Origin of the sequence: Flagellimonas sp. S3867, assembly GCF_014698935.1 — a bacterium.
Taxonomy (GTDB): domain Bacteria; phylum Bacteroidota; class Bacteroidia; order Flavobacteriales; family Flavobacteriaceae; genus Flagellimonas.
Genome location: NZ_JACVMN010000001.1, coordinates 1,570,986 through 1,594,049, shown reverse-complemented (window position 1 = coordinate 1,594,049; position 23,064 = coordinate 1,570,986). Strand labels below are relative to the sequence as shown.

The 23,064-nt window shown below is 39.6% G+C and carries 24 protein-coding genes; 11 read left to right on the top strand and 13 right to left on the bottom strand.

The window, feature by feature from the left end; genetic code table 11:
• Both IAG46_RS07080 and IAG46_RS07075 read right to left on the bottom strand, forming a co-directional pair.
• Positions 1-516 (bottom strand): DUF1648 domain-containing protein, encoded by a 516-nt coding sequence (locus tag IAG46_RS07080; protein ID WP_190809598.1) that lies wholly within the window; start codon positions 514-516, stop codon positions 1-3.
• Positions 513-938 (bottom strand): hypothetical protein, encoded by a 426-nt coding sequence (locus tag IAG46_RS07075; protein WP_190809597.1) that lies wholly within the window; start codon positions 936-938, stop codon positions 513-515. Before IAG46_RS07075 ends, IAG46_RS07080 begins: the two co-directional genes overlap by 4 nt.
• Positions 939-1,044: 106 nt before the next feature.
• Here IAG46_RS07075 and argS point away from each other — a divergent pair, with 106 nt between their 5' ends.
• Complete coding sequence (gene argS / locus IAG46_RS07070) at positions 1,045-2,823, top strand: arginine--tRNA ligase (RefSeq protein ID WP_190809780.1); 1,779 nt, start codon at positions 1,045-1,047, stop codon at positions 2,821-2,823.
• Position 2,824: 1 nt separating this feature from the next.
• On the opposite strand, the gene IAG46_RS07065 is transcribed toward argS, so the two are convergent.
• The 3 genes from IAG46_RS07065 to IAG46_RS07055 form a co-directional block, all read right to left on the bottom strand.
• Positions 2,825-5,392, bottom strand: coding sequence for a carboxypeptidase-like regulatory domain-containing protein (locus IAG46_RS07065; protein WP_190809596.1), 2,568 nt, complete (start codon positions 5,390-5,392; stop codon positions 2,825-2,827).
• Entirely contained in the window at positions 5,373-6,284 is a 912-nt protein-coding gene (locus IAG46_RS07060) for a FecR family protein (protein ID WP_190809595.1), read from the bottom strand. Before IAG46_RS07060 ends, IAG46_RS07065 begins: the two co-directional genes overlap by 20 nt.
• Before the next feature lie 147 nt (positions 6,285-6,431).
• The gene (locus tag IAG46_RS07055) at positions 6,432-6,929 is read right to left on the bottom strand and encodes an RNA polymerase sigma factor (RefSeq protein ID WP_190809594.1); all 498 of its coding nucleotides are present in this window, start codon (positions 6,927-6,929) and stop codon (positions 6,432-6,434) included.
• 114 nt (positions 6,930-7,043) lie between these two features.
• Between IAG46_RS07055 and IAG46_RS07050 the strand changes: the two genes are divergently transcribed.
• The 3 genes from IAG46_RS07050 to IAG46_RS07040 all read left to right on the top strand — a co-directional run bounded on the left by IAG46_RS07050 (position 7,044) and on the right by IAG46_RS07040 (position 11,186).
• On the top strand, positions 7,044-8,798 hold the full coding sequence (locus tag IAG46_RS07050; protein ID WP_190809593.1) for a hypothetical protein: 1,755 nt from the start codon (positions 7,044-7,046) through the stop codon (positions 8,796-8,798).
• A 100-nt stretch (positions 8,799-8,898) separates the two neighbouring features.
• Positions 8,899-10,227: a signal recognition particle protein gene (gene ffh / locus IAG46_RS07045; protein WP_190809592.1), complete on the top strand. Its 1,329-nt coding sequence runs from the start codon at positions 8,899-8,901 to the stop codon at positions 10,225-10,227.
• Between the two features lie 74 nt (positions 10,228-10,301).
• On the top strand, positions 10,302-11,186 hold the full coding sequence (locus tag IAG46_RS07040; RefSeq protein WP_190809591.1) for a bifunctional 5,10-methylenetetrahydrofolate dehydrogenase/5,10-methenyltetrahydrofolate cyclohydrolase: 885 nt from the start codon (positions 10,302-10,304) through the stop codon (positions 11,184-11,186).
• Here the strand turns inward: IAG46_RS07040 and IAG46_RS07035 are convergent, their stop codons facing one another.
• A complete protein-coding gene (locus IAG46_RS07035) occupies positions 11,187-11,342 on the bottom strand; it encodes a hypothetical protein (protein ID WP_190809590.1) in 156 nt (51 codons plus the stop codon).
• 123 nt (positions 11,343-11,465) lie between these two features.
• Between IAG46_RS07035 and IAG46_RS07030 the strand changes: the two genes are divergently transcribed.
• A complete protein-coding gene (locus tag IAG46_RS07030; RefSeq protein ID WP_190809589.1) occupies positions 11,466-12,083 on the top strand; it encodes a DUF2306 domain-containing protein in 618 nt (205 codons plus the stop codon).
• A 2-nt stretch (positions 12,084-12,085) separates the two neighbouring features.
• Here IAG46_RS07030 and IAG46_RS07025 read toward each other — a convergent pair whose 3' ends face one another.
• A complete protein-coding gene (locus IAG46_RS07025) occupies positions 12,086-12,508 on the bottom strand; it encodes a VOC family protein (protein ID WP_190809588.1) in 423 nt (140 codons plus the stop codon).
• Between the two features lie 192 nt (positions 12,509-12,700).
• Between IAG46_RS07025 and IAG46_RS07020 the strand changes: the two genes are divergently transcribed.
• From IAG46_RS07020 to IAG46_RS07010, 3 genes are read left to right on the top strand one after another with little or no spacing between them, the layout of a single operon-like run.
• Complete coding sequence (locus tag IAG46_RS07020) at positions 12,701-13,492, top strand: DUF1080 domain-containing protein (RefSeq protein WP_190809587.1); 792 nt, start codon at positions 12,701-12,703, stop codon at positions 13,490-13,492.
• Between the two features lie 4 nt (positions 13,493-13,496).
• A complete protein-coding gene (locus IAG46_RS07015; protein ID WP_190809586.1) occupies positions 13,497-14,174 on the top strand; it encodes a DUF1080 domain-containing protein in 678 nt (225 codons plus the stop codon).
• Positions 14,175-14,190: 16 nt separating this feature from the next.
• Positions 14,191-15,633, top strand: coding sequence for a Gfo/Idh/MocA family protein (locus IAG46_RS07010; protein WP_190809585.1), 1,443 nt, complete (start codon positions 14,191-14,193; stop codon positions 15,631-15,633).
• 75 nt (positions 15,634-15,708) lie between these two features.
• Here IAG46_RS07010 and IAG46_RS07005 read toward each other — a convergent pair whose 3' ends face one another.
• Positions 15,709-16,548: an alpha/beta hydrolase gene (locus IAG46_RS07005; protein ID WP_190809584.1), complete on the bottom strand. Its 840-nt coding sequence runs from the start codon at positions 16,546-16,548 to the stop codon at positions 15,709-15,711.
• 97 nt (positions 16,549-16,645) lie between these two features.
• On the opposite strand from IAG46_RS07005, the gene IAG46_RS07000 reads away from it, so the two are divergent.
• Positions 16,646-17,068, top strand: coding sequence for a helix-turn-helix domain-containing protein (locus tag IAG46_RS07000; protein WP_190809583.1), 423 nt, complete (start codon positions 16,646-16,648; stop codon positions 17,066-17,068).
• Here the strand turns inward: IAG46_RS07000 and IAG46_RS06995 are convergent.
• The 3 genes from IAG46_RS06995 to IAG46_RS06985 form a co-directional block, all read right to left on the bottom strand.
• Positions 17,065-18,027, bottom strand: a complete 963-nt coding sequence (locus IAG46_RS06995; protein ID WP_190809582.1) for a DUF4440 domain-containing protein — start codon at positions 18,025-18,027, stop codon at positions 17,065-17,067. The genes IAG46_RS07000 and IAG46_RS06995 overlap by 4 nt on opposite strands.
• A 74-nt stretch (positions 18,028-18,101) precedes the next feature.
• Complete coding sequence (locus IAG46_RS06990) at positions 18,102-18,638, bottom strand: hypothetical protein (protein ID WP_190809581.1); 537 nt, start codon at positions 18,636-18,638, stop codon at positions 18,102-18,104.
• 15 nt (positions 18,639-18,653) lie between these two features.
• The gene (locus IAG46_RS06985) at positions 18,654-20,177 is read right to left on the bottom strand and encodes a helicase HerA-like domain-containing protein (RefSeq protein WP_190809580.1); all 1,524 of its coding nucleotides are present in this window, start codon (positions 20,175-20,177) and stop codon (positions 18,654-18,656) included.
• 112 nt (positions 20,178-20,289) lie between these two features.
• Here IAG46_RS06985 and IAG46_RS06980 point away from each other — a divergent pair, with 112 nt between their 5' ends.
• On the top strand, positions 20,290-20,922 hold the full coding sequence (locus tag IAG46_RS06980) for a 7-carboxy-7-deazaguanine synthase QueE (RefSeq protein ID WP_190809579.1): 633 nt from the start codon (positions 20,290-20,292) through the stop codon (positions 20,920-20,922).
• Between the two features lie 4 nt (positions 20,923-20,926).
• On the opposite strand, the gene IAG46_RS06975 is transcribed toward IAG46_RS06980, so the two are convergent.
• Together IAG46_RS06975 and IAG46_RS06970 are read right to left on the bottom strand one after the other, a co-directional pair.
• Positions 20,927-21,724, bottom strand: a complete 798-nt coding sequence (locus IAG46_RS06975) for a hypothetical protein (RefSeq protein ID WP_190809578.1) — start codon at positions 21,722-21,724, stop codon at positions 20,927-20,929.
• 41 nt (positions 21,725-21,765) lie between these two features.
• Complete coding sequence (locus IAG46_RS06970) at positions 21,766-22,476, bottom strand: bifunctional 2-polyprenyl-6-hydroxyphenol methylase/3-demethylubiquinol 3-O-methyltransferase UbiG (RefSeq protein WP_190809779.1); 711 nt, start codon at positions 22,474-22,476, stop codon at positions 21,766-21,768.
• An 82-nt stretch (positions 22,477-22,558) separates the two neighbouring features.
• Here IAG46_RS06970 and IAG46_RS06965 point away from each other — a divergent pair, with 82 nt between their 5' ends.
• Positions 22,559-23,053, top strand: coding sequence for a YkgJ family cysteine cluster protein (locus IAG46_RS06965; RefSeq protein ID WP_190809577.1), 495 nt, complete (start codon positions 22,559-22,561; stop codon positions 23,051-23,053).
• Positions 23,054-23,064 lie beyond the last annotated feature (11 nt).

Genomic DNA, 23,064 nt, shown 5'->3' with positions numbered 1-23,064 from the left:
TTATTTTGGAGTGCTGTACATTTTGAAGATGTACAAAAATGGAAGTGCTCCCACTATGATCCATGAGCCTACCAAAAGTTGCACATCGATAGTGCCAACAATTCCTTTTATATATAAAAGGAGGATTACCGTGGTCAACAAAAAAGCAATTACCGAAGCTAGATTCATTACCGCTATCATGCGAATACCCAAAGCATATAATTCGGGGGCATTTTTTTCGGTGACCTTTACCGGATAGTTCATATGGTAGGGTTTCATTTTTGTCACAAAAAAGCCAAGCCCAAAATACAGCGCGGCGCTAATGATGGGGATAATCCAAAGTGTTGATTTATGTCCGTGTCCATCTGCTTCGCCTTTTAGATTAAAATGGGTAGGAATGGTTTCTGGAAGGTCAAAATAAAAGACAAGGACCAATAAAATGTTCAATGCCACAATAGCCCACCCTAACTTGACCAGATTTTTATCTCTAGCGGTGGGTTTTACCTCAATTTTTGGATTTTTACTGAATATGCTCATAAATCTTCAATGGAAGGTTGTGCGTTGTTTGCCTTATAATCCAATACCTTCTTAAAATACTTTTGAATGGCCTTGGTGTCCGACCTTACTTTGATAAAGTAATGGTCCTTAAAAATGGAGTAGATGGCAAAATCTCCTTTATAAAGTTTGAGTTTATAGTAGGGAATGACCAAACCATAGGTTTCCAACAAAGACCTGAACCTGAGAATGATGCCTTTTGGGCGCATTTCAATGTTACAGGTGTTCAAATTGTTATCTAGGATAAGCAAATTCTGGATCTCGATGCTGGTTTCGGTAATATGGAGTTTTGGCGAACCGATTCCACCCATTGCAAACCGTTCTTTCAAGGGAAAAGGCTTGCCTACGGCCGCATCAATTTTTTTAGTGACAGTTTTATCGGTATAGGAGACATTCAAAAGCATCTCTAAAATTAACCAAAATCAGTGGGTTAGTTATGGGCAAAGCCCATTATTATTGATGGAAACGGGTAAAAAATATGTAGTTTTGCAGGCTGAAAAGGCCAGATACATGAGTTTGCAAAAAGTTATTTCACAAAGTGTTATCAAAGCGGTAGGAGAGTTGTTCCAAACAGAACTGTCGGCGGTGGAATTTCAACCTACCCGAAAGGATTTTGAAGGGGATATTACAGTGGTTGTCTTTCCTATGCTTCGTTTTGTAAAAGGGAACCCTGTTGAAATAGGAACCAAAATCGGTGAATATTTACAGGAAAATGTGGATGAGGTGGCCAGATTCAATGTGGTCAAAGGCTTTTTGAACATCGTGGTGGAAGATAATTTCTATTTGGACTTTTTCAATTCCATGTACAGCGAAAAAGACTTTGGATATGTAAAAACGCCATCCAAAGATGCCGTGATGGTCGAATATTCTTCACCCAATACCAATAAACCCTTGCATTTGGGGCATATTCGGAACAATTTGTTGGGGTATTCGGTTTCAGAAATCTTGAAAGCGGCTGGAAAAAAGGTGTACAAAACCCAAATCATTAATGATCGGGGCATCCATATCTGCAAGAGTATGTTGGCCTGGCAGAAATTCGGCGATGGTGAAACTCCAGAATCATCTGGATTGAAAGGAGATCACTTAGTTGGAAAGTACTACGTGGCTTTTGATAAGGCATATAAAGAACAAATTGAAGAGTTGGTTGCCAAAGGCACTGAAAAGGAGAAGGCAGAAAAAGAAGCTCCCATTCTGCTTGAAGCTCAAGAAATGCTTCGAAAATGGGAAGGTGGTGATGACGAAACCGTTGCCCTGTGGAAAAAAATGAACGGATGGGTCTATAAAGGTTTTGATGTTACCTATAAAAACCTGGGTGTCGATTTTGATGTGCTGTATTATGAAAGTGACACCTACCTTTTAGGTAGGGATGTGGTGAAAGATGGCCTGGAACGTGGTGTTTTCTTTAAAAAAGAAGATGGCAGTGTTTGGATTGACCTTACAGAAGAAGGTTTGGATGAGAAAATCGTTTTACGTTCCGATGGAACCGCCGTTTATATGACCCAGGATATTGGAACTGCTATTCAACGAGTTACCGACCATCCGGACATTAATGGAATGGTGTATACCGTAGGAAACGAGCAGGATTATCATTTTAAGGTGTTGTTCCTTATTCTTCAAAAACTAGGATATGATTGGGCCAAACAATTGTACCATTTGAGTTACGGTATGGTAGATCTTCCAAGTGGAAAGATGAAAAGTAGGGAAGGTACGGTTGTGGATGCGGATGATTTGATCGAAAATATGGAAGATACCGCTGAGAGCATTTCTGAGGAATTGGGCAAATTGGACGGTTATTCCGAAGCAGAAAAGAAGCAATTGTATCGCACTATTGGGCTTGGGGCCTTAAAATATTATATTTTAAAAGTGGACCCCAAAAAACGGATTTTGTTCAACCCGGAAGAGTCTGTTGATTTTCAAGGGAACACCGGACCGTTTATCCAATACACCTATGCCCGGATACAATCGATTTTACGAAAAGCTGAGGATTTAGGGTCTAGCGCAGTTGAGACCTCGTTGAGCTTGCATGAAAAGGAAAAGGAGTTGCTGAAGCAAATCCAACTTTTTCCTGAGACGGTTCAATTGGCGGCGGAGAATTATAGCCCTGCACTGATCGCTAATTTCACCTATGATTTGGTGAAGGAATTCAATTCTTTTTATCAACAAGTGTCCATTTTGGGTGAGTCTGATGAACAGAAAAAGCAGTTTAGGGTACAACTCTCCAGAAAAGTGGGGGAAGTGATTCAGTCTGCATTCAAACTTTTGGGCATTAATGTTCCTGAACGAATGTAATTTAAAAATGTATCCTAAAACTCACATTTGGGGTAATGCCCAATGAAATGCTTTCCACAGCTTCGATTTCGTTGTCTTCGTTAACTCTGTAATATTTGTTCAAGCTGTTCTTCCTATTGGTCATGTTGAGGATGGAAACTCCGGCATTGGCCTTTACATTTCTACCAATGTCAAATTTATAGATGGCCGAAGCATCCACACGGAGATATTCAGGAAGCCTGCTGCTATTTGGCGATTTGTAATTTATTCTAACCGGAAAAACCGATGTGTCCAGCGCTAAATTACCATCTTCGGGCTCTGTAAATGGTTTTCCAGTGCGAAAGTTGGCTCCAAGTCCAACTTGTAGATTTTTGTAGGAATATGTGCCTGCAAAGGTCAGCGTGTGCCTGATATCAAGATTATTCGGGAAACTGTTAGGAATTATGGTCTCAAAGGTATAATCGTTTTTGTTATAGGTATAGCTTAACCAAGAACTGTAGTTGTTTCCTTTTTTGTTGATTAAGAATTCAATCCCTTTAACATCATAACTGCCTATTTCACCATTAAACTGGTTTTGGTTTTGGAATCCCTGGGTACTGGTGCTAATGCCATCCACTTTTTTGTAGAAACCTTCAAGACCTAAATAGAAGTTGTTTTTTTCGTAATTGATTCCCATAGAGCCTTGTTTGCTCTGTGTTATGGGAAGGGTGTTGTCATCCGATAGAATCCATCTACGTTTTTCTATCCCCAAGAAGTTTTGCTCCAAATCTATTATTTGGTTAGTGGTCTGGCTTTTAAATTCACCCAAGACCTCACCTCTAAGATAATTTGCAAGCCTAAAACTCATATTTAACCTGGGTTCAACCAAAAATTTGGTAAAAGTGCCCAGGTTTTCCATATAATTAAAACGAACTCCTGCCTTACCGATAAACTTGTTACCATCTGATCTATATCCAATTTCGGTATGTGGCGCATGGATTCGAATAACACCTTTTATTTCGCTGTTGAATTGAGGTTGTGTAAGGATTGTTGTGTTTACGATTCCCGTTTCAATGTATTGATAACCACTATGCAAGTGAAGTTTATCGGATAGCTCATAATCGGTATCCAATTTAAAGGCATTTTCCAGCACCTGATTATTTTGAAAAAGTAGTTGTACTTGGTTTCCGAACAAACTTTCTGCATCCAAGTTGTAGCGGGAATAGTATACATTTAAATTGGAGGAAAGTCTATTCGTCCATTGACTCAGCAATTGTCCTCCCACGGATAAGTTGTTCTGATCTAGAAGACTGTTGGTAGTTTCAAGATCTGTTAGATTATTTTCGGTGTAATCCAAATTATTGGTAATGCTGATAAAATTCAATCGTAACTGGTGTTGATCGCTGATGTCATAAAGAAGTTTTCCGGTAAAATCATAGAAAAAGAAGTTTTCACTTCTTAAAATGTCATCATCTACCGCTATATTGTTTTGATTGGTCACCTTGCTATCTTGAAAGGCCCTGTCAAAAAACTTATTGTAGGTAGGGGTATTCAAAAAATCGGTAGTTGAGCGTCTGGCCGAAAACTGTAACCCTATTCGTTCTGTGATGGGAATTTGCCCAAAAATATCACCACTAATAAAATTAAACCCGGCCCCACCGGTAAAATAATCCGATAACTCATTATCGGTTTCCATTTGGATAACACTACTCACCCCGTCACCAAAAGTAGCAGGGGTGCCGTTCTTGATTACGGTGATTTTATCCGTTAAATACGGGTTAAAGGCAGAAATAAGTCCAAAAAAGTGCCCGGATTGGTACATTTTGATCCCATTCCATAAAATTAAGTTCTGGTCGTTGGTACCACCTCGTACATTGATGTCCGATACGGTTTCATCTATACTTTTAATGCCCGGAAGTGCTTGAACGGTTTGAAGGATGTCGGGCTCGATAAGACCTGGTAAAATTCCAAATTCACTGGTATTCAATGTAATACTTGCATCCGATTCCCGTATGATTCCGGTAGTAAGAAATTTGTATACGATTACTTCTTTCAGTTGCTCGTAATGCTGTGCCATCAAAATCTGTGGGCATCCTCCGCTTTTTATCAAATTTTCGACCCCAATATACTTCGTATTGTACCCCAGGTATCTGATTTTTAGCACACCGTTTCGTGGAATATCCTCAAGAGTAAAAGTTCCATCTGGATTGGTTGTAAACGCGATTTCGGTCCCAAATACTTCAACCGTTGCTCCGGGTACGGTGTTCTCGGCAAAATTGTCGAGTACTTTACCGCATATGGTGACCAGGGTGCGCTTGGTAAGTGTATAATAACGTTGACTCAGCTTATCAGCTTTGAGCTGAAATTGTGAAGCTATGTACTCTAAAATTTCTTCAAGGGTTACCAGATTGTTTGGAACTGCAATGGTAATATCCTCCAAATCTCCATTTATAAATGAAAATTTGACATCAAACTTGTCTTCCAGTGTTTTAATATAGGATATAAGGGGTACAGGTGTTTTTTGTTCATTCTGACCTTGTATTTTAAAAGGTAGTATGAGTAAAAACCCTAGGAAAAGACCAAAAAGACTGCTACGGAGTTTTTTCAGCATAGAAAAGCACATTATCACCCTCAATTTTGTAATTCATTCTAGATGGGGTGCTTATACTTTTTAACGCCATTTTCAAGTCTGTGTTGCTAAAAGTCCCTGTAAATAATAGATTTTTATCAACATTCTCTGTATTTACCTCAATATTGAATTGTCTTTCGAGTTCATCAAGGACATAACCTAACGGAATTCGCTCAAAAGAGCTTTCATTATTCACCCAGGTGGGTTGGGTAGTATTTGGTGGCGAAGAGTCCATTACTTTTCCATCAATGGCAACAAATGAAGTGCCCGCCGGCAGTTTGGTTTCATTACCATTAAAAGAAACACTGACCAATCCTTCAAAGCAGGTTACCTCGAAAAAACCTTCCCTGTTTTCAACATTAAATTGGGTTCCCAAGACAGCTATAGTACCTTGCTCGGTTGATACCGTAAATTTTTTGCCTTTGGCTACTTTAAAGAAAGCTTCTCCTGTTAGAGTTACATTTCGTTCTTGGTTCCAGTTTTTCTCACTGTAGGAGATTCTTGAGCCGGCGTTTAAGACGATTTCAGAATTATCGGGAAGAACTACCTCTGAACGCTCAGCAAACTGAGTAGTCACAGATTCATCCAAAGTATTTACATAAAAATAGGAGCCAGCAAGCAATACGGCAATAACCGCTGCCACACGCAAGAATTTTTTGAACGGATTCAAGGCAATCACTTTTGGTGCATTGCCAATACGTTCTTCTTTCAGCTGTGTCAAGGCTTGGTCAACATCAAATTCAGGAGCTTTCAGGTTACCTGAAACCTCCCTTAATTTCTGATAAGAAGCATATTCGGCGGATTTTTTAAATTCCGCTAGCTCTTGCTCAGAAAGCTCTCCGCTAAGCCATTTTGCCAAATAATTTTCTTGCATGATTTCTATGCTTTACGTTTTAATAACAACTATGTTTTAAAAAACCCTACTTTTTTATCAATGTACAATTTTACAATTAGCAATTGTCAATGGTTTCCATATCAGAAAACTAACTTATTGGACATTGTTTGAACATTGATCATTGTTTTAGATTCCATCTATCTTTTCCCTCAAGGCTTTTAGCGCCAAATGCATTCGTTTTTCAATGGCTTTTACACTTACCCCTTCCATTTCTGCGATTTCCGCATATTTTTTTCCATCAATTCTATTCAGTAAGAAAGTGGTTCGTTGATTTTCAGGAAGACTGCTCAGGGCATTGTCCAATTTTTGCTGATATTCTTTTTCTTCCAACAGGAATTCGGGCGACTCGTTTGAAATGTCCAAAGTGGGCTTTGCATACTTCAATCGCACTTTTTCGGCTTTAATTACATTCAAATACAAATTATTGGCCACTGTATATAAATAGGACTTGGCTTTCTCGGGCATTACCTTGGCACAATTCTCCCAAAGCTTTACAAAAGCTTCTTGCACAGCATCATGGGCCTTCTCCTCATTCCCAAACTTATAATATATATAGTTGAAAACCGTTTTGGAATTAGCTTTGAATATGGAGCTAAAGACCTGCTCTTCGCAAACGTTGTTCATTTAGGAGGGTTTGTCTGATGCCCAAAGATATTTGAAAAAAATTAAGATCAGGTAGGGTTTTTTCCATTAGAGTTGTTTAAAGGTCAAAGCATAACCCAAAAAATCCAAATCGTTATGAAAAAGTTGATAAATAACTTAATGTACGTCACACTGTTTGCTGTGGCACTTAGCTTTACTTCTTGTCAAGAAGAATTTGAGGAAGTAAACGGAGGTAATAACCAGGAGACCATCGAGGCTAATTCCTCTACAGCCGTATTAATTGAGAAAACATCCTCAAATGATGGTTCTTATGACAATATTGTGGACGGCGCTAGCTGTTTCGCATTACAGTTCCCTTACACAGTTGAAGTAAATGGTGTTCAAATCACTATCGATTCAAAAGAAGATCTTCAAACTATTGAAGATATTTTTGATGAGGTAGATGTAGATGAAGATGTTCTGGAAATTCTTTTCCCGATCACCATTACCTATGCCGATTTCTCCGAGCTTGTTATTGAAAACAAGGAACAACTAAGAGAATTGGCCGCAGAATGTGTAGAAGGCGGTGACGATGATGATATTGAGTGTATCGACTTTGTATACCCTATTACGCTTTTCACGTTTGATATCAACAATCAACAGACCGGTGAGGTTGTGGTTGAAAGTGATGAGCAGTTAAGAAGGTTCTTTAAAGGATTGGAAGATGGAGACTTAGTTAGTATCCAGTATCCTGTTACCTTGAAAAAATTTGATGGTACCGAGATTGTTGTAGATAGCAATGCCGAATTGGCCCAAGCTTTGGATATGGCCAAAGACGAATGTGACGAAGATGACGATGATGATTTTAACGATGATGATTTCGACGAAGAAAGATTTGATTTCTGTCTGACTCAATGCCCATGGCAAGTACGTGAGGTAATCAGAGATGAGGTAAATCATACTGATCAGTACTTGGAGTACCTAATGGTATTTACCGAAGATGGTGGAGTAACTGTTAAAGATAGAGAAGGAAACATACTTAATGGTACCTGGAGTTCTAGTTTTACTGACAGAGGACCACTATTAACTCTTGAGTTCGATACCTTGGTAGACTTTAACCTTGAGTGGTTGGTATATGAAATAGGAGACCATACTATCAAACTTCATGCTGAAGGTGGTAATAAGATTATCATGAAGCAACTTTGTGAAGATGATATCCCAAATCCTGATACCTTAAGAGAGATCTTGAAAGAATGTGAGTGGATCATCAAAAAGGTAAAAAATCAAGGTGAAGAAATTGATAGACTAATAGGATTTGAGTTCAAGTTCTTGCCAGAGGGTGTCGTTACTTTGAGCGACGGTGAAACAACATCCGAAGGTACTTGGGAAATTGGTCCCAATAATGAAGGAATCCCATCCCTATTGATTACTATGGGAGACGAGCCTGGTGTAAGTTTCGACTGGCCTTTACGAGACCTTAACGACTCTCGATTAAGGTTTGAAGTAGATGAAATTGATTATGAACTGATCTTATTACGAGTATGTGATGATAATAATGCTGATGCCGACGTGGTTGAAATTAGAACTGCCCTTAGAGCTGGTGCATGGAAGGTTGCCGAATATGTTGAGGACAATGTTGATATGACCACTGAATTTGATGGTTTGGATTTCTATTTCAATGAAATGCACCGTGTGCAAGTAGATGAGAATGACAATCCAATTATCGAAGGTCTATGGAGAGTTATCAGAAACCATGATAATGAGTTGAAGTTCTTCCTGAACTTTGCAAATGATGCCAAGTTTGGTGAAATCACGGATGACTGGTATATAGAATCTGTGACTGCAGAAAAAATAGTTTTGGTTCATGAAGACGAAAATTCTACAGAAATCTTGACTTTCGAAAGAATATAAACGATTTTCCCCTATCTTTTTTGAAAAGGACGGCTCTCCCCAAAGCCGTCCTTTTCTTTTTATTATTAAATTTGTCCCTCTTTTAAAATGACATAGATAGATGTTTGATAATTTAAGTGAAAAGCTCGATAAAGCAATGCATGTCCTTAAAGGACATGGGCAAATAACCGAGATCAATGTTGCAGAGACCCTCAAAGAAATTAGAAGGGCATTATTAGATGCAGATGTTAATTTTAAGATAGCTAAAGAATTTACCAATAAGGTAAAAGAAAAGGCACTGGGCCAAAATGTATTGACCTCTTTGCAACCTGGCCAACTTATGGTCAAAATCGTCAAAGATGAATTGACCCAATTGATGGGTGGCGATGCAGAAGAAATTGACCTTTCCGGTAATCCATCGGTGATTTTAATGTCCGGACTACAAGGTTCGGGAAAGACCACTTTTTCCGGTAAATTGGCCAGTTACCTCAAAAGCAAGAAAACTAAGAAACCTTTGTTGGTAGCTTGTGACGTGTATCGTCCAGCAGCAATTGACCAGTTGCATGTGGTTGGAGAACAAGTTGGTGTTGAGGTGTATTCCGACCGAGAAAACAACGATCCCGTTAAAATTGCACAAGCAGGAGTGGCCCATGCGAAGGCCAATGGATGCGATGTGGTGATTATCGATACCGCAGGTCGTTTAGCGGTCGATGAGCAAATGATGACCGAAATTGCCAATATCCACAAGGCCATTACGCCCCAGGAAACGTTGTTTGTAGTGGACTCCATGACAGGGCAAGATGCGGTGAATACGGCCAAAGCCTTTAACGATGTCCTGAATTTTGATGGAGTTATCCTTACCAAATTGGATGGCGATACCAGAGGTGGTGCGGCCATTTCAATCAAATCCGTTGTAGATAAGCCCATAAAGTTCATCGGTACCGGTGAAAAAATGGAGGCCATCGATGTCTTCTACCCTTCGCGGATGGCCGATAGGATTCTGGGAATGGGAGATGTGGTATCCCTTGTAGAACGTGCCCAAGAGCAATTTGACGAAGAACAGGCTCGTAAAATTCAAAAGAAAATTGCCAAAAACCGCTTTGGTTTTGACGATTTCCTTAGCCAGATTCAGCAAATTAAGAAAATGGGGAATATGAAAGACCTCATGGGCATGATTCCCGGTGCTGGAAAAGCTTTAAAAGGATTAGATATTGATGATGATGCCTTCAAGCATATTGAAGCTATTATTCATTCCATGACCCCCGAAGAACGTTCAACCCCATCCAAATTGAATGCCAGTCGCAAAAAACGTATTGCGGCAGGAAGTGGCCGAACCATTCAAGAAGTAAATCAATTGCTGAAACAATTTGATCAGATGAGCAAGATGATGAAGATGATGCAAGGCGGTGGAGGAAAAAAAATGATGCAGATGATGCAAAACATGAAGTAATAATGTCCAATGGACAGGAATAAATAACCCAAACTTTTCACCCTTCACTTAAAATCAAAAACCAACCAATTAAAATGGAGATTCTCGACGGGAAAAAAATATCAAACCAAATTAAAGATGAAATTGCCGTTGAGGTGGCCCAAATGAAAGAAAGAGGAGAAAAAGTCCCTCATTTGGCTGCCGTATTGGTGGGTAATGATGGTGCCAGCCTTACCTATGTGGGGAGCAAGGTGCGCTCATGTAAGAAAATTGGTTTTGAATCAACCTTGATTCATTTGCCCGAAGAAACTACTGAAGACAAGTTATTAAAACAAGTAGCTGCGCTAAATGCCAATCCTGATATTGATGGTTATATTGTGCAACTCCCATTGCCCAAACATATTGACGAACAAAAAGTGTTGATGGCCGTGGACCCCGATAAAGATGTAGATGGGTTTCACCCTACTAATTTTGGCAAAATGGCGTTGGATATGAAGTCTTTTATCCCCGCTACACCATTTGGTATAATGGAGTTGTTGCGCAGATATGATGTAGACACCGAAGGTAAGCACACTGTAGTTATAGGAAGAAGTCACATAGTAGGTAGACCCATAAGCATTTTAATGAGCCAAAAAGGCAAAGCCGCCAACTCAACCGTAACTTTGACGCATAGCAGAACCAGAGATATCAAAGAATTGACCCTTCAAGCAGACATCATTGTTTCTGCACTTGGAGTCCCTAATTTTCTAAAAGCCGATATGGTTAAGGATAATGTGGTTGTTATCGATGTTGGAATCACACGTGTGCCCGATGAGACCCGTGAAAGAGGATACTATATCACCGGAGATGTCGATTTTGAAAATGTGAGCAAAAAAGCATCCTATATAACTCCAGTACCCGGAGGCGTAGGCCCCATGACCATAGCCATGCTATTAAAGAACACACTTTTGGCTAGGGAAAGACATGAAAACAAAGCGTAACTAGTCTTTGGTTCCATTTTCACTTGCCAATACAACGCTTTCTTCCTCCTCATTTGGAGCGATAAAATCGAGATCATTTTCTCCCTCATCGTTGGTGCAGCTTGAAAATACCAATGAAGAAAAGATGACCATAACAGATAAAAGAACAGTTTTCATCACAAAGTAGATTTGGTGGCGATATTGCCTGTTCGACTGATTTTATAACGATTTCGTTTTTTAAATCTTGTTTTTTACACCAATTATTCGATAACTTGGTCTTGAATCATATGAAGTATTGACATGATTAGAAATAAAATTGCGTGGTTTGTGTTTGCTTTTTTGGCAATTATGGTTGGATTATACCCGCTAATGTATGTTTTTGCTGCAGAGAATTCGGGACTGTTGCAGGGCAAAACAGCCGAATTGTTGGCCAGTCAGGTCTGGAATGTCGCTTTTTATAGTCACATTTCTTTTGGAGGCCTGGCATTGCTGACCGGTTGGTCTCAATTCAGTAAAAAAATAAGGGCCAAAAACCTTAAACTGCATAGAAACTTGGGCAAAATCTACGTTTTAGCCGTGCTGATAAGCGGCATATCTTCAATATATATTGGTTTTTTTGCTACAGGCGGAATAGTATCAGCTATGGGATTTATAGGTTTGGGCATAGTTTGGTTATACACCACCTTAAAGGCATACAAGGCTATTCGCTCTAAAGATTTGCAATTGCACCAAGGCATGATGATTTATAGTTATGCAGCTTGTTTTGCCGCAGTAACCTTAAGAATTTGGTTGCCCTTGTTGACCATTGCTTTTGGGGAGTTTTTAATAGCATACAAAATAGTAGCATGGTTATGCTGGGTGCCTAACATCATTTTTGCCTATTTCTGGGTTAGAAAAAAGGGGTTGACCTTGGCATAATCCTATTTCGCAAAAAGTTGTCCAATATCTCTAAAAGCCTTGAATTCTAGGGCATTTCCGGCTGGGTCTAAGAAAAACATTGTGGCTTGTTCACCAACTTCACCTTCGAACCGGATATAAGGTTCAATGATAAATTCAATTTCCTTTGCCTTCAGATTTTCGGAAAAAGATTGGAAAGTTTCCCAGGGCAACACTACGCCATAATGCGGAACCGGAACATTTTTGCCGTCCACCGGGTTGGTATGAAGTGCTTCCTCCGACTTCGGTTTATAATGAATGACCAATTGGTGTCCAAAAAGATTAAAATCGACCCAATGATCGCTGCTTCGACCTTCTTGACAACCCAAAATATCGTTATAAAAAGCTCGACATTCATCTAAATTATGAACGGGAATGGCTATGTGGAAAGGAGTAATGTTCTGCATAATAAATAAAAGTAATCTGTGATCATCAACATAACAAATATTGGCAGCTGATTTTTGCCTAACCTACAGATAATTCCTTATAAAATAACATTCGTGGTTTGTGTTGTGTTGATGGTATAAAAAAGTTCCACCAAAAAACAAATGTAATTATCTTTAGTAGCTGTCATCATAAATAATTGAATAACAGGTATTATGAGGAAAATTGCGATTCTGATCTCGTTGGTAATTATCGGTTCGTGCAAAATAGCACAAAAGATCGATGCCGAAAAAGTGAATATTGAAGAAACAAAACCGCAGGCTAATGAGTGGATTTATCTTTTTGATGGGTCAAGTACCGAAGGATGGAGAGCCTATAATGGTGAATCTCTGCCACCCGGTTGGATTATAAAGGATAGCACCCTGACGTTTGACACGGAACTAGGACTTGAACAGGATTATAAAGGAGGTAAGGATATTATTTATGGCGCAGAAGAGTTTGATAATTTTGAGCTGTATTTAGAATGGAAACTGCCTGAAGGTGGTAATAGCGGTATTTTTTATCATGTTAAAGAAGGTTATGACGGTCCGCCAGTAGTTTCACCCGAATATCAGCTTATTGATGACGAGAACTATGCTAGAATCCACGATTTAACAGCGTATAATACAAGCCTTGGCTACACTGATAAACCTGAGGAGTTGAAACCCCTTCAGCAAACGGGTTCGGATTATGCCATGCATGCGGCAGATGCATCAAAAAAGACCTTACATCCTGTAGGCGAATGGAATTCTTCCAAAATTGTTTTTACCTCTGAAAGAGTGGAACACTGGCTTAACGGCGAAATGGTGTTATCTTTTGTACCTTGGGATGAAGCTTGGCACGAAAAGAAAAATTCGGATAAATGGAAAAACAGCCCGGATTATGGAAAATTCAAAACCGGCTTCATAGCATTGCAAGATCATGCAAGTCCTATTTGGTTTAAAAATATAAAAATTAGAAAACTATAAACCTGTGATAAGAAATGCCATCCTGTTAGTAGTTCTTTTCTGTTTTACAGCTTTTGTTTCCGAATGTTTTGGACAGAAGCAAGTCGCTGACGAAGGATTTGTTAAACTTTTTAATGGCGAAAATCTGGATGGCTGGATAGGAAACAAAAAATCATATCGCGCCATAAACGGAAACATTGTTGTTGACCCCAATGGAGGTGGAAGTGGAGGCAATCTATTTACTGAAAAGGAATATAGCGACTTTGTTTTTAAGTTTGAATTTCAGTTGACCCCCGGTGCAAACAATGGATTGGGCATACATGCCCCTTTAGAAGGTGATGTGGCCTATGTTGGCAAAGAATTGCAGATACTGGACAATACAGCCGAAAAATATTCAAAATTAAAACCATACCAATACCATGGCTCAGTATATGGGGTCATTCCGGCCAAACGTGGTTTTCTAAAACCTGTTGGACAATGGAACGCGCAAGTGGTCACGGTCAAAGGCTCTAAAATCAAAATCGTACTCAATGGGAATACGATTGTTGATGGGGATTTCCAAGAAGCATCAAAAAATGGTGCCATGGACAAAAATGAACATCCAGGGTTGCAAAGAACTAAGGGGCATATCGGATTTTTAGGACATGGTGATGTGGTTCGCTTTAGAAACATTCAAATTAAAGATTTATCATCGAAAGAATAATTTATAACATGAAAATATGAGTAAGAAGAAGTCAAATCAAGATAGGAGGGATTTTTTAAAAAAAAGTGGTGTGGGAGCCCTCGGTTTGTTGGCTGTACCTTCCGTTCTTAGTGCCAATGAAAAGTTAAAAGCAATAAAGCCGGATGGTAGGATCAGAACAGCTCATATTGGAGTAGCCAATATGGGAGCTGCAGACCTTAATGATATTTCATCCCACCCTCAAGTTGATGTGATTGCACTTTGTGATGTTGATGCAATCAATTTATCTACGGCACGAAAGAAACACCCAAAGGCACGAGTATTTTTTGACTACCGTGTGATGTTGGATGAGATGGCTGATGAAATTGATGCGGTTATCGTATCCACACCAGATCATACCCATGCGCCTGCTTCATTGCTGGCCATGCAAAAGGACAAGCATGTGTACTGTCAAAAACCATTGACCCATTATGTATCTGAATCCAGGGCCATGAAGAAAATGGCTCAAGACAAAGGCCTGGTCACCCAAATGGGAATACAGGTGCACTCATTCTACGATTATAAATTGGCAACTTTGCTGATACAGGACGGTATTATTGGAAAAGTGCACACCGTACACGCATGGAGTCCAAAATCTTGGGGATACAATGGTGCTGAACCGGAAGGGGAAGATCCTGTACCTGCACAGTTGGACTGGAACCTTTGGTTGGGTACTTCGGCAAAGCGCCCTTACAAAGAAGGATACTACCATCCGGGGAATTGGAGAAAGCTGATGGATTATGGATGTGGTACTTTGGGCGATATGGGCGTTCATATTTTTGACACGCCTTACAATGCATTGAACCTAGATGTCCCAAGGACCATTATAAATGAATGCCGTGAACCGAACGGTTTTGGGTATCCCGAAAACAACACGGTTACATACGAATTTCCCGGAACGGAATACACGGGTAAATCATTAAAGTGGATTTGGTATGATGGCCCGGGAATGCCTCCTGCGCATGAAGATTTGGTGCTACCTGGAGCCAAGGCCGCAGGCAAAAAGAAACAAACTGTAAAAAACAACAATTCCTTGGATGCTGGCGTTGCCGGAGAGGGCCAACTACCGGAACAGGGTGCCATGTTCATCGGGACAAAGGGACGCTTGCTCTTACCTCATTTTATGCAGTTACCTAAAAAAATTGTACGTGGTAAATACGTGGACATTTCCAAAGATATTGCCAAGCACAATTTAGGAGAGCCCATTAGAAACTATGGTAGTGAAGGGCCCAAGCACTATCACCAATTTATTGATGCCTGTCTCGGCAAGGACAAGTGTACGGCTCCTTTTGAATATGCCGCACGTTTGACCGAAACCATTTTGTTGGGAGTTATTGCCGGACGTTTTCCCAATCAAACCCTGCATTGGGACAGTGAGAATGCAAAATTCGCAGAAGAAGAAGCCAATCAATACTTGGAAGGGGAATATAGAAAATTCTAGCTCCCCCCTTTTAAAGGATAATTTGAAAATCCCAAATACTTTGTATTTGGGATTTTTTATAATTAAAGATAGGTTTTATCCTTCCAAAAATTCAATAATCTGACCGTTCACTTGCTCTTGGTGCATGGAATGCCCAAGACCTTCGGTAGTTACCAATGTGCTGTCTTTCCAATTAGCATGTACTTGTTCCGAGGCGTGATAGGTTGCAACTGCATCAAATCGGTCATGAAACAGCAATCCTTTTTTGGTATTGGATTGCGAAAATTTAGAGGTAGAGAACTCATGGATTTTGAACCCAAACCTATTTAAGATATAATCGTCAAGAATGCCCATAAACCGATTACTGAATCTCAGAAGGTCTTGATAGTGACTCATTAGCTCATGAAATTCCGAAGGAGCTCCAATGATTACCATTTTATCCACATTTGGGTTTGGATTTTTGTACTCGTTATATAGCAATGTCATTCCCCCAACCGAATGTCCTACGAGGTACTTTGGATCATACTTTTTCACCATATGGTGCAATGCTTCCTCATAAAGTGGCACGTATAAGAGTTTGCCAGATGAATGTCCGTGGGAGGGAGCGTCAAAAGCTATAATGTTGAAGTCGGCCTCTTGAAGTTTCTTAATCAGGTTTCTCCAACGAAAGGTATTGCTTTCCCAACCATGAACTAGGAGCACAGTTTCTTTTTTACCAGGCCAATGATAGGATTGCAGTTGATGGTTAGCTACATGCTCCAGCTCATTTTTTCCTTGCTCTAGATAATCAACCTGTAGTGGTTGCACTTTGCCCCGCCGTACCGTACAAAATAAGTTAAAAGCCTTATGGGCAGCTTTTTTTGAAGAAATAAGTGAGTAAACATTAAAATATTGCCCGTAGGCGAGAGGAAGTATTTTGGTGAGTAGTTTTTTCATATGGTTACTTTTTGTAACTTACTCTTTATTAGAAACCAAAATTACACATTCATTTTAGAAGAAAAAAGAAGTCACTTCGCCAAAACCAAGTATAAAAATGGAAACTATTACTGAAAATCAGCAAGTTAGAATGGCAAAAAAGTTGCAAAAAATGTTTGGGCACATCGACTATAAAAACCCACCCGAACTTTGTCCTGTTCGAGATGTGATGTCTGTAGCTTCTGATCAGTGGAGTACACTTATTATTTTGTGGCTGGGGTACTTTCCTGTGTTACGTTTCAATAAATTGAAGAAGTTTGTCTATGGCATTTCAAGCAAAGTACTTAGTCAACGACTAAAAGTCTTGGAAGCAGATGGGTATATTTCACGTGAAGTTTTTGCAGAAGTTCCAATTCGGGTGGAGTATAGCTTAACGGATTTTGGTCAATCATACGTTGAACGACTATTGGAATTGACCGAATGGATGCAGATGAACAGTCCAAAAGTAATAGCAAATAGGGAAAAATATGGGCTGATCTAATCCCTCAATCTATTCCAGATATCAATATACATTTTCCAAGCACCTGCTTCTTTTTTCCAAACAACTACATATTTGCCTTTCCATTGGGCAAGTGGTTCCTTTCCCTTTTGACTGGTGCCATGGTAATATCCATAATCGTACGCATAATTGCCTATGATGGTTATTTCAGAAGCATCCATGCCATGGGAAAGTATTTTGGTTTCTTTTCCCATTTTCCAACGTTCTTTGATGGCTTCGCGCCCTTCCACAATAGGCACTCCTAAAGGAATGAGCTTGGCGTCATGTGTATAGATATTGGCCATTTCATCAAAATCTTGCGCTATATAGGCATTTGAAAAACTTCTAGATGCAGCGATTATTTTATTCTTTTCTTCTGGATTGGATTGCGAAATTTTGCCATTTGAGCAATCAATTTTCCAAGTTGGAAATACTACCGATTCTGTTTTATCTACCCATTCACCAACCCATTTAAATCCTTTCTCATCAATATCATAAAAAGACAATCGATAAAATCCGTCAGTGCCATTCGGTGCTTTTTGTTCGCGATAAAGCACAATTTTACCTTCTTCATCCTTATTTCCCTCCCAGGTGCGTAGGGTGGTCGAAACCGCTCTGTTTGTATAATAATGTACATACCAGCGTGTACTGTCCTGGCTAAATTGGCGAATACTGCCTGAATGGGTTTGATCATCTTTTAGCGTTTCATCTTGGATTCCCATCCCATTCATAATATATTTAAATCGCCAAACCATATCCACAGGTTCTGCCCATGTTTGGTCCGCTTTTCGACTATACGATTTGCAATTGCACTCTCCTATCATCGGAGCATAATCCATTAACTCTTTAGGAGCTTTGGGATTGGGAAGTCCAAAAGGATGTTCAGAAGAGGCATCGAAATCATATTGTGCCAATAAAAGCATAGGAACTAGAAGTAAAAACGAGGAGAAGGCTGTTTTCATGTGGATGGTTTTGCCCATCAAATTACCGAAATGGAGGGAGGCACTGCTCTTCTTTAGCAATTAATTAACAGGTGTTATTCCCACCCCATCATGAGATATTTTATTTTGGACGTAGGTGGTATTTGAACAGCTTCAATTTTGGAGGAAGTGTATCGCAAGTTGGATGGCAATTCTTCCTTATCAATGGTAAAATAAAGGTTACTTTCCTTTGGAAGGATGACAATACTGTTGATAGTGGTTACAATCTTCTTAATGGAATAATTGTCTTGGATATCCTTAAAGGTGCTATGCAATCCAATGCCTTTGTTCGTTTTATATCGCGTATCAAAAATGCGAATGTTCTCCACTGTCGGTATGCTGTCCGAGTTCGATGTGAGAGTTAATAGATGTTTGCCGTTCTTTTGGTAAACCTCAATTTTATTGGAACCTTGTTTTGCCGTATCCTTTGAAATGGAATCATTTACAAAAACTTGTTCCAACTCGGATACCGTTGTTTCACTTGAAAGAGGCCCTACAGAATTCTCGGTAATCAAAAACGAAGTGTCCTTTTCCCCACAACCATATATACATAACAAGCTAAAAGCACTAAATATCAATATTGTTTTTCTCATATCACTGACTACTGACTAACGAATAACCTTTTTTAAGACTCCGAGTACCCCTCGAATAAATGTGGCGCTGGTAAGCACCTTCACCACCGGATTCATACGCGTACTTTTTCGTGAAGAGGAGCTTCTCCTTGATGATGTTTTTCGTTTCTGCTCCTGTTCTTTTTCTTTTTCAGCCTCCTTTTCGGCTTTTTCAATCTTTTCATTGAGGATTTCATAGGCGCTTTCACGGTCTATGTCCTCATTATATTTTTTAATGAGTTTTGATTTGCTTAATGCTTCCTTGAGCTCGGCATCCGTTAATACGTCCATGCGACTCATCGGTGCCCGAAGTAGGGTGGCAGCTAGCGGGGTTGGTCTTCCTTTTTCATCCAGCGCAGAAATCAAGGCTTCACCAATGCCCAAGGAGGTGAGCACTTCCTTGGTATCATAAAACTCGGAATCGGGATAATTTTCTGCTGTTAGCTTAATGGCTTTTCTATCCTTTGCGGTAAATGCCCGAAGGGCATGTTGTACTTTTAAACCCAATTGTGCCAACACATCATCCGGCACATCGGTTGGGTTTTGGGTTACAAAATAGAGTCCAATTCCTTTGGAACGAATCAATTTTACAATACTTTCAATTTGATCTAACAAAGCTTTCGAAGCTTCTTTAAAAATCAAATGTGCCTCATCAATAAACAGAATCAATTCGGGTCTATCACTATCGCCCTGTTCGGGAAATGTAGCATATATTTCGGCCAATAAACTCAACATAAAGGTGGAAAACAACTTGGGCCTATCCTGAATATCGGTCAATCGGATAATGTTGATGTATCCTCTTCCATTTTCATCGATTCGGACTAAATCATCAACGTCAAAAGATTTCTCACCAAAAAATAGGTCAGCACCTTGCTGTTCCAATTCTATTATTTTTCTTAGAATGGTTCCGGTAGAACTGGTCGAAATTCGGCCATACTCATCTTGAAATTCTTTTTTTCCTTCCCCAGTTGCATATTGCAATACTTTTTTAAAGTCTTTCAAATCCAATAGGGGCAGTTTGTTGTCGTCACAATACTTGAAGACCACGGCAACAATACCTTCTTGGGTAACGGAAAGGTCTAAGATTCTGGATAATAAAACCGGACCAAATTCGGAAACGGTGGCCCGTAAACGAACCCCATCTTGTTCAGAAAGTGATAAAATTTCTACTGGAAAGCCTTTTGCCTTGAATGGAAGGCCAATTTTTTCGTGTCGCTCGTCAATTTTGGGGTGTCCGGGACTTGGTTGTGCGATTCCACTAAGGTCACCTTTAAGGTCCATTAGCAACACAGGAATGCCTTTATCTGAAAGGTTTTCTGAGATTACCTGTAGTGTCTTGGTTTTTCCTGTACCCGTCGCTCCAGCTATAAGACCATGTCTGTTCAGTGTTTTTAGCGGAACTTTTACAAATGCATTGGTAACAGCTTCTCCCTGGAACATTCCGGCCCCCATGGTAATATAATCACCTTTGGTGATGTAGCCTTTCTCAATATGTTCAAAGAATTTTTCCTTGGTGCTCATGGAATTCAATTTCCGATAAAAATAGGGTAATTTTAAGCAATTCTGAAACTGGAAATATAAACAACTCCTTTGTGTTGTAAAGTAATCCAACCAGCCAACGTATCTTTGCGCCATGGTTTCGGAACAGCTTACAGATTTGGTAGAAAAAGGGCAGATGCTTCCCTTAATGGAGGAGTTTTATACCATTCAAGGAGAAGGCTATCATAAAGGAACCGCAGCGTATTTTGTGAGGATAGGGGGCTGCGATGTGGGCTGCCATTGGTGTGATGTAAAGGAAAGTTGGGATGCTGAAACCCACCCTCCCACGGCAATTACTGATATTATTGGCAATGCAGCTAAATATTCCAATACCATTGTTATTACTGGTGGAGAGCCATTGACCTGGGATATGGGTCCACTTACAGCCGGTTTAAAAAAGAAGGATTTAAAAACCCATATTGAAACTTCGGGAGCCTATCCGTTAACTGGAACTTGGGACTGGATTTGCCTATCTCCTAAAAAAAATAAACTTCCGGAGGACGAAATCTATGATGTGGCCAATGAGTTAAAAGTGATCGTATACAACAAGCACGATTTTGTCTTTGCAGAAGAACAAGCTGCAAAAGTCAATGAAAATTGCATCCTATATCTTCAACCTGAATGGAGTGTTCGGGAAAAAATGATTCCCCTAATTGTGGATTATGTAATGCAAAATCCCAAATGGATTGTGTCTTTACAGACCCATAAATATTTGAATATTCCTTAGAATTTTATCGTCCTCCGTTATTTTGAAGGTCCAAAATGCATTCTGCATCCAATGTTGGGATTGCGGCAGCTCCTTTTGAGACTCTGCTTTCGAGCATTTTCATGGTAGGCCCACCAAACTGAAGCTCTGCCCTCATTAAACAACCTGTTACGTTGCAATGATTTTCTGCATCCGGATCTTCGTGGTCGTTTACTGGTGTTGTGCCAAGATTCACAAGCCCGAACAAATGACCAAACTCATGGTGTAAAGTGGCACTCTCCACATCGGTCAAACTAATTGAACTACTAGAACTTGCTAATCCTCTTACGGTAGATTCATAGATGATCATGGAAGTATTTCTGTAAACAGCCCCCAAAGTCACCAAACCTTGGTTTTCATCATCGTCTTCGGAAGGGGCATTGGCAAAATAAATATAAATAGCAAGTGTATTTCCACTGTTGTAAGCCGTCCGGTTGTCACTTTCCAAATCTGCAATTTCTTGCAGGGTTAGAGTTTCCTCACCGGGAGATTCCAATGAATTAAAAGTAAATTCTATATCTGTCTTAAAGGTTCTGTCTCTAAGAAAGGTTTCAAAACTGTCCATAGTTGCATCCGTGGGCCTAAAACCGTTAACATAAGCCACTTCAATCAATAACTTATTAAAATTGTTGTTGGCAAGGATATCATTGGCAGAAGCTCCAGTAGCCAAAAGATTGGCCGATTTGTCAACACTTGTGGGCCCTGAATTTACATCTGAATCCTTAGAGCAGGCCAAAATAAAACCAAGACACAATAAGGAGTAAAATAAAATTTTCTTTTTCATGGTAAATACTATTTTAATAGAACGTTCAATGATAAATTCTATTATTCTTTTATAGAAAGTTTGGCTAAATAGTCGAAATGCTCGCCAGATATTACAATTTCACAAGTCATATTATGGGCTTCACAGGCGTTTTTGAGTGTATTAAAATCGAGATAAAGCCAGGGAAAAGGTAAGCTTTTTCGGCTTTTATATTCCATTTGGAAACTTACCTCGCCATAATAATTCGAATTATTTGGAATCCAGTACCCCCCGTCATCGTCTTGGTCAAACATATAAATGATGTCGCTGGAGTCTAATAAAATCTGTCCGTTCGGACGTAACAACGACTTCAAATGTTGCAAAAACCTATCAATATTCTCGAGTTTTCCTGCCAACCCTATACCATTCATAAGAAGCAATATGGTGTCAAATTTGGCGTCGTCAAAATCAAGAATTGCGGACAGGATGGTAGTTTTTATCCCTCTTTTTTTACATACCGCGATAGCACCTTTTGATTCATCCAGGCCAGAAACGTCATACCCTTTGCTTTGTAGGTAAAGCACATGATTGCCTGCTCCGCAGCCTATGTCCAAAACCTTACCATTGCATAGTTCCAATGCTTTTTGTTCCAAAAGCGGCATTTCATCGAAACTACGGAACAGATAGGGTAGCGGCATATGATCTTCTTCACCCAAAGAAGAATATGTTTTTATGTCCTCTGTGTAGCTTCCAGAGTGATAATCTAACAATGCCTGTCCTATAATATCAGCCATAACAATTAAATGGTGATGCAAAAATGAGACTTTAATCATTGATTAAGGTTTAAATAGCAACAGTTTTTTATGTTTGTGTTCTATGAAAGAGGAACTTGGACAATTGCCAAAAAAAGCAAAGGAAAAGCATGTGGAAAACAAAAAGTTTTTTGCCAAGCTTAAGAAAAGACCGCCAAAAAAATTGGATTACATCATGCAGGAGCTGCATGAAGAGGAATTTGAGCGTACAGATTGCTTAAACTGTGCTAATTGTTGTAAGACCACTGGACCACTTTTCACGAATTCGGATGTTGAACGTATTGCCAAGCATTTTAAATTAAAGCCATCTCAATTTATTGAGCAATACCTAAGAGTTGATGAAGAAAACGACTATGTACTAAAAAAGGTGCCCTGTACTTTTTTGGGAAGCGATAATTATTGCTCCATTTACGAAGTTAGACCAAAGGCCTGTCGTGAATTTCCACATACGGACCGGAAAAAGTTTCAGCAAATCAATGATCTCACCTTAAAAAATATTGCGATATGCCCTGCTGCATTTAATATTGTTGAGGAAATGAAAAGGAAAATCAAACTTTGACGATTTCTTAT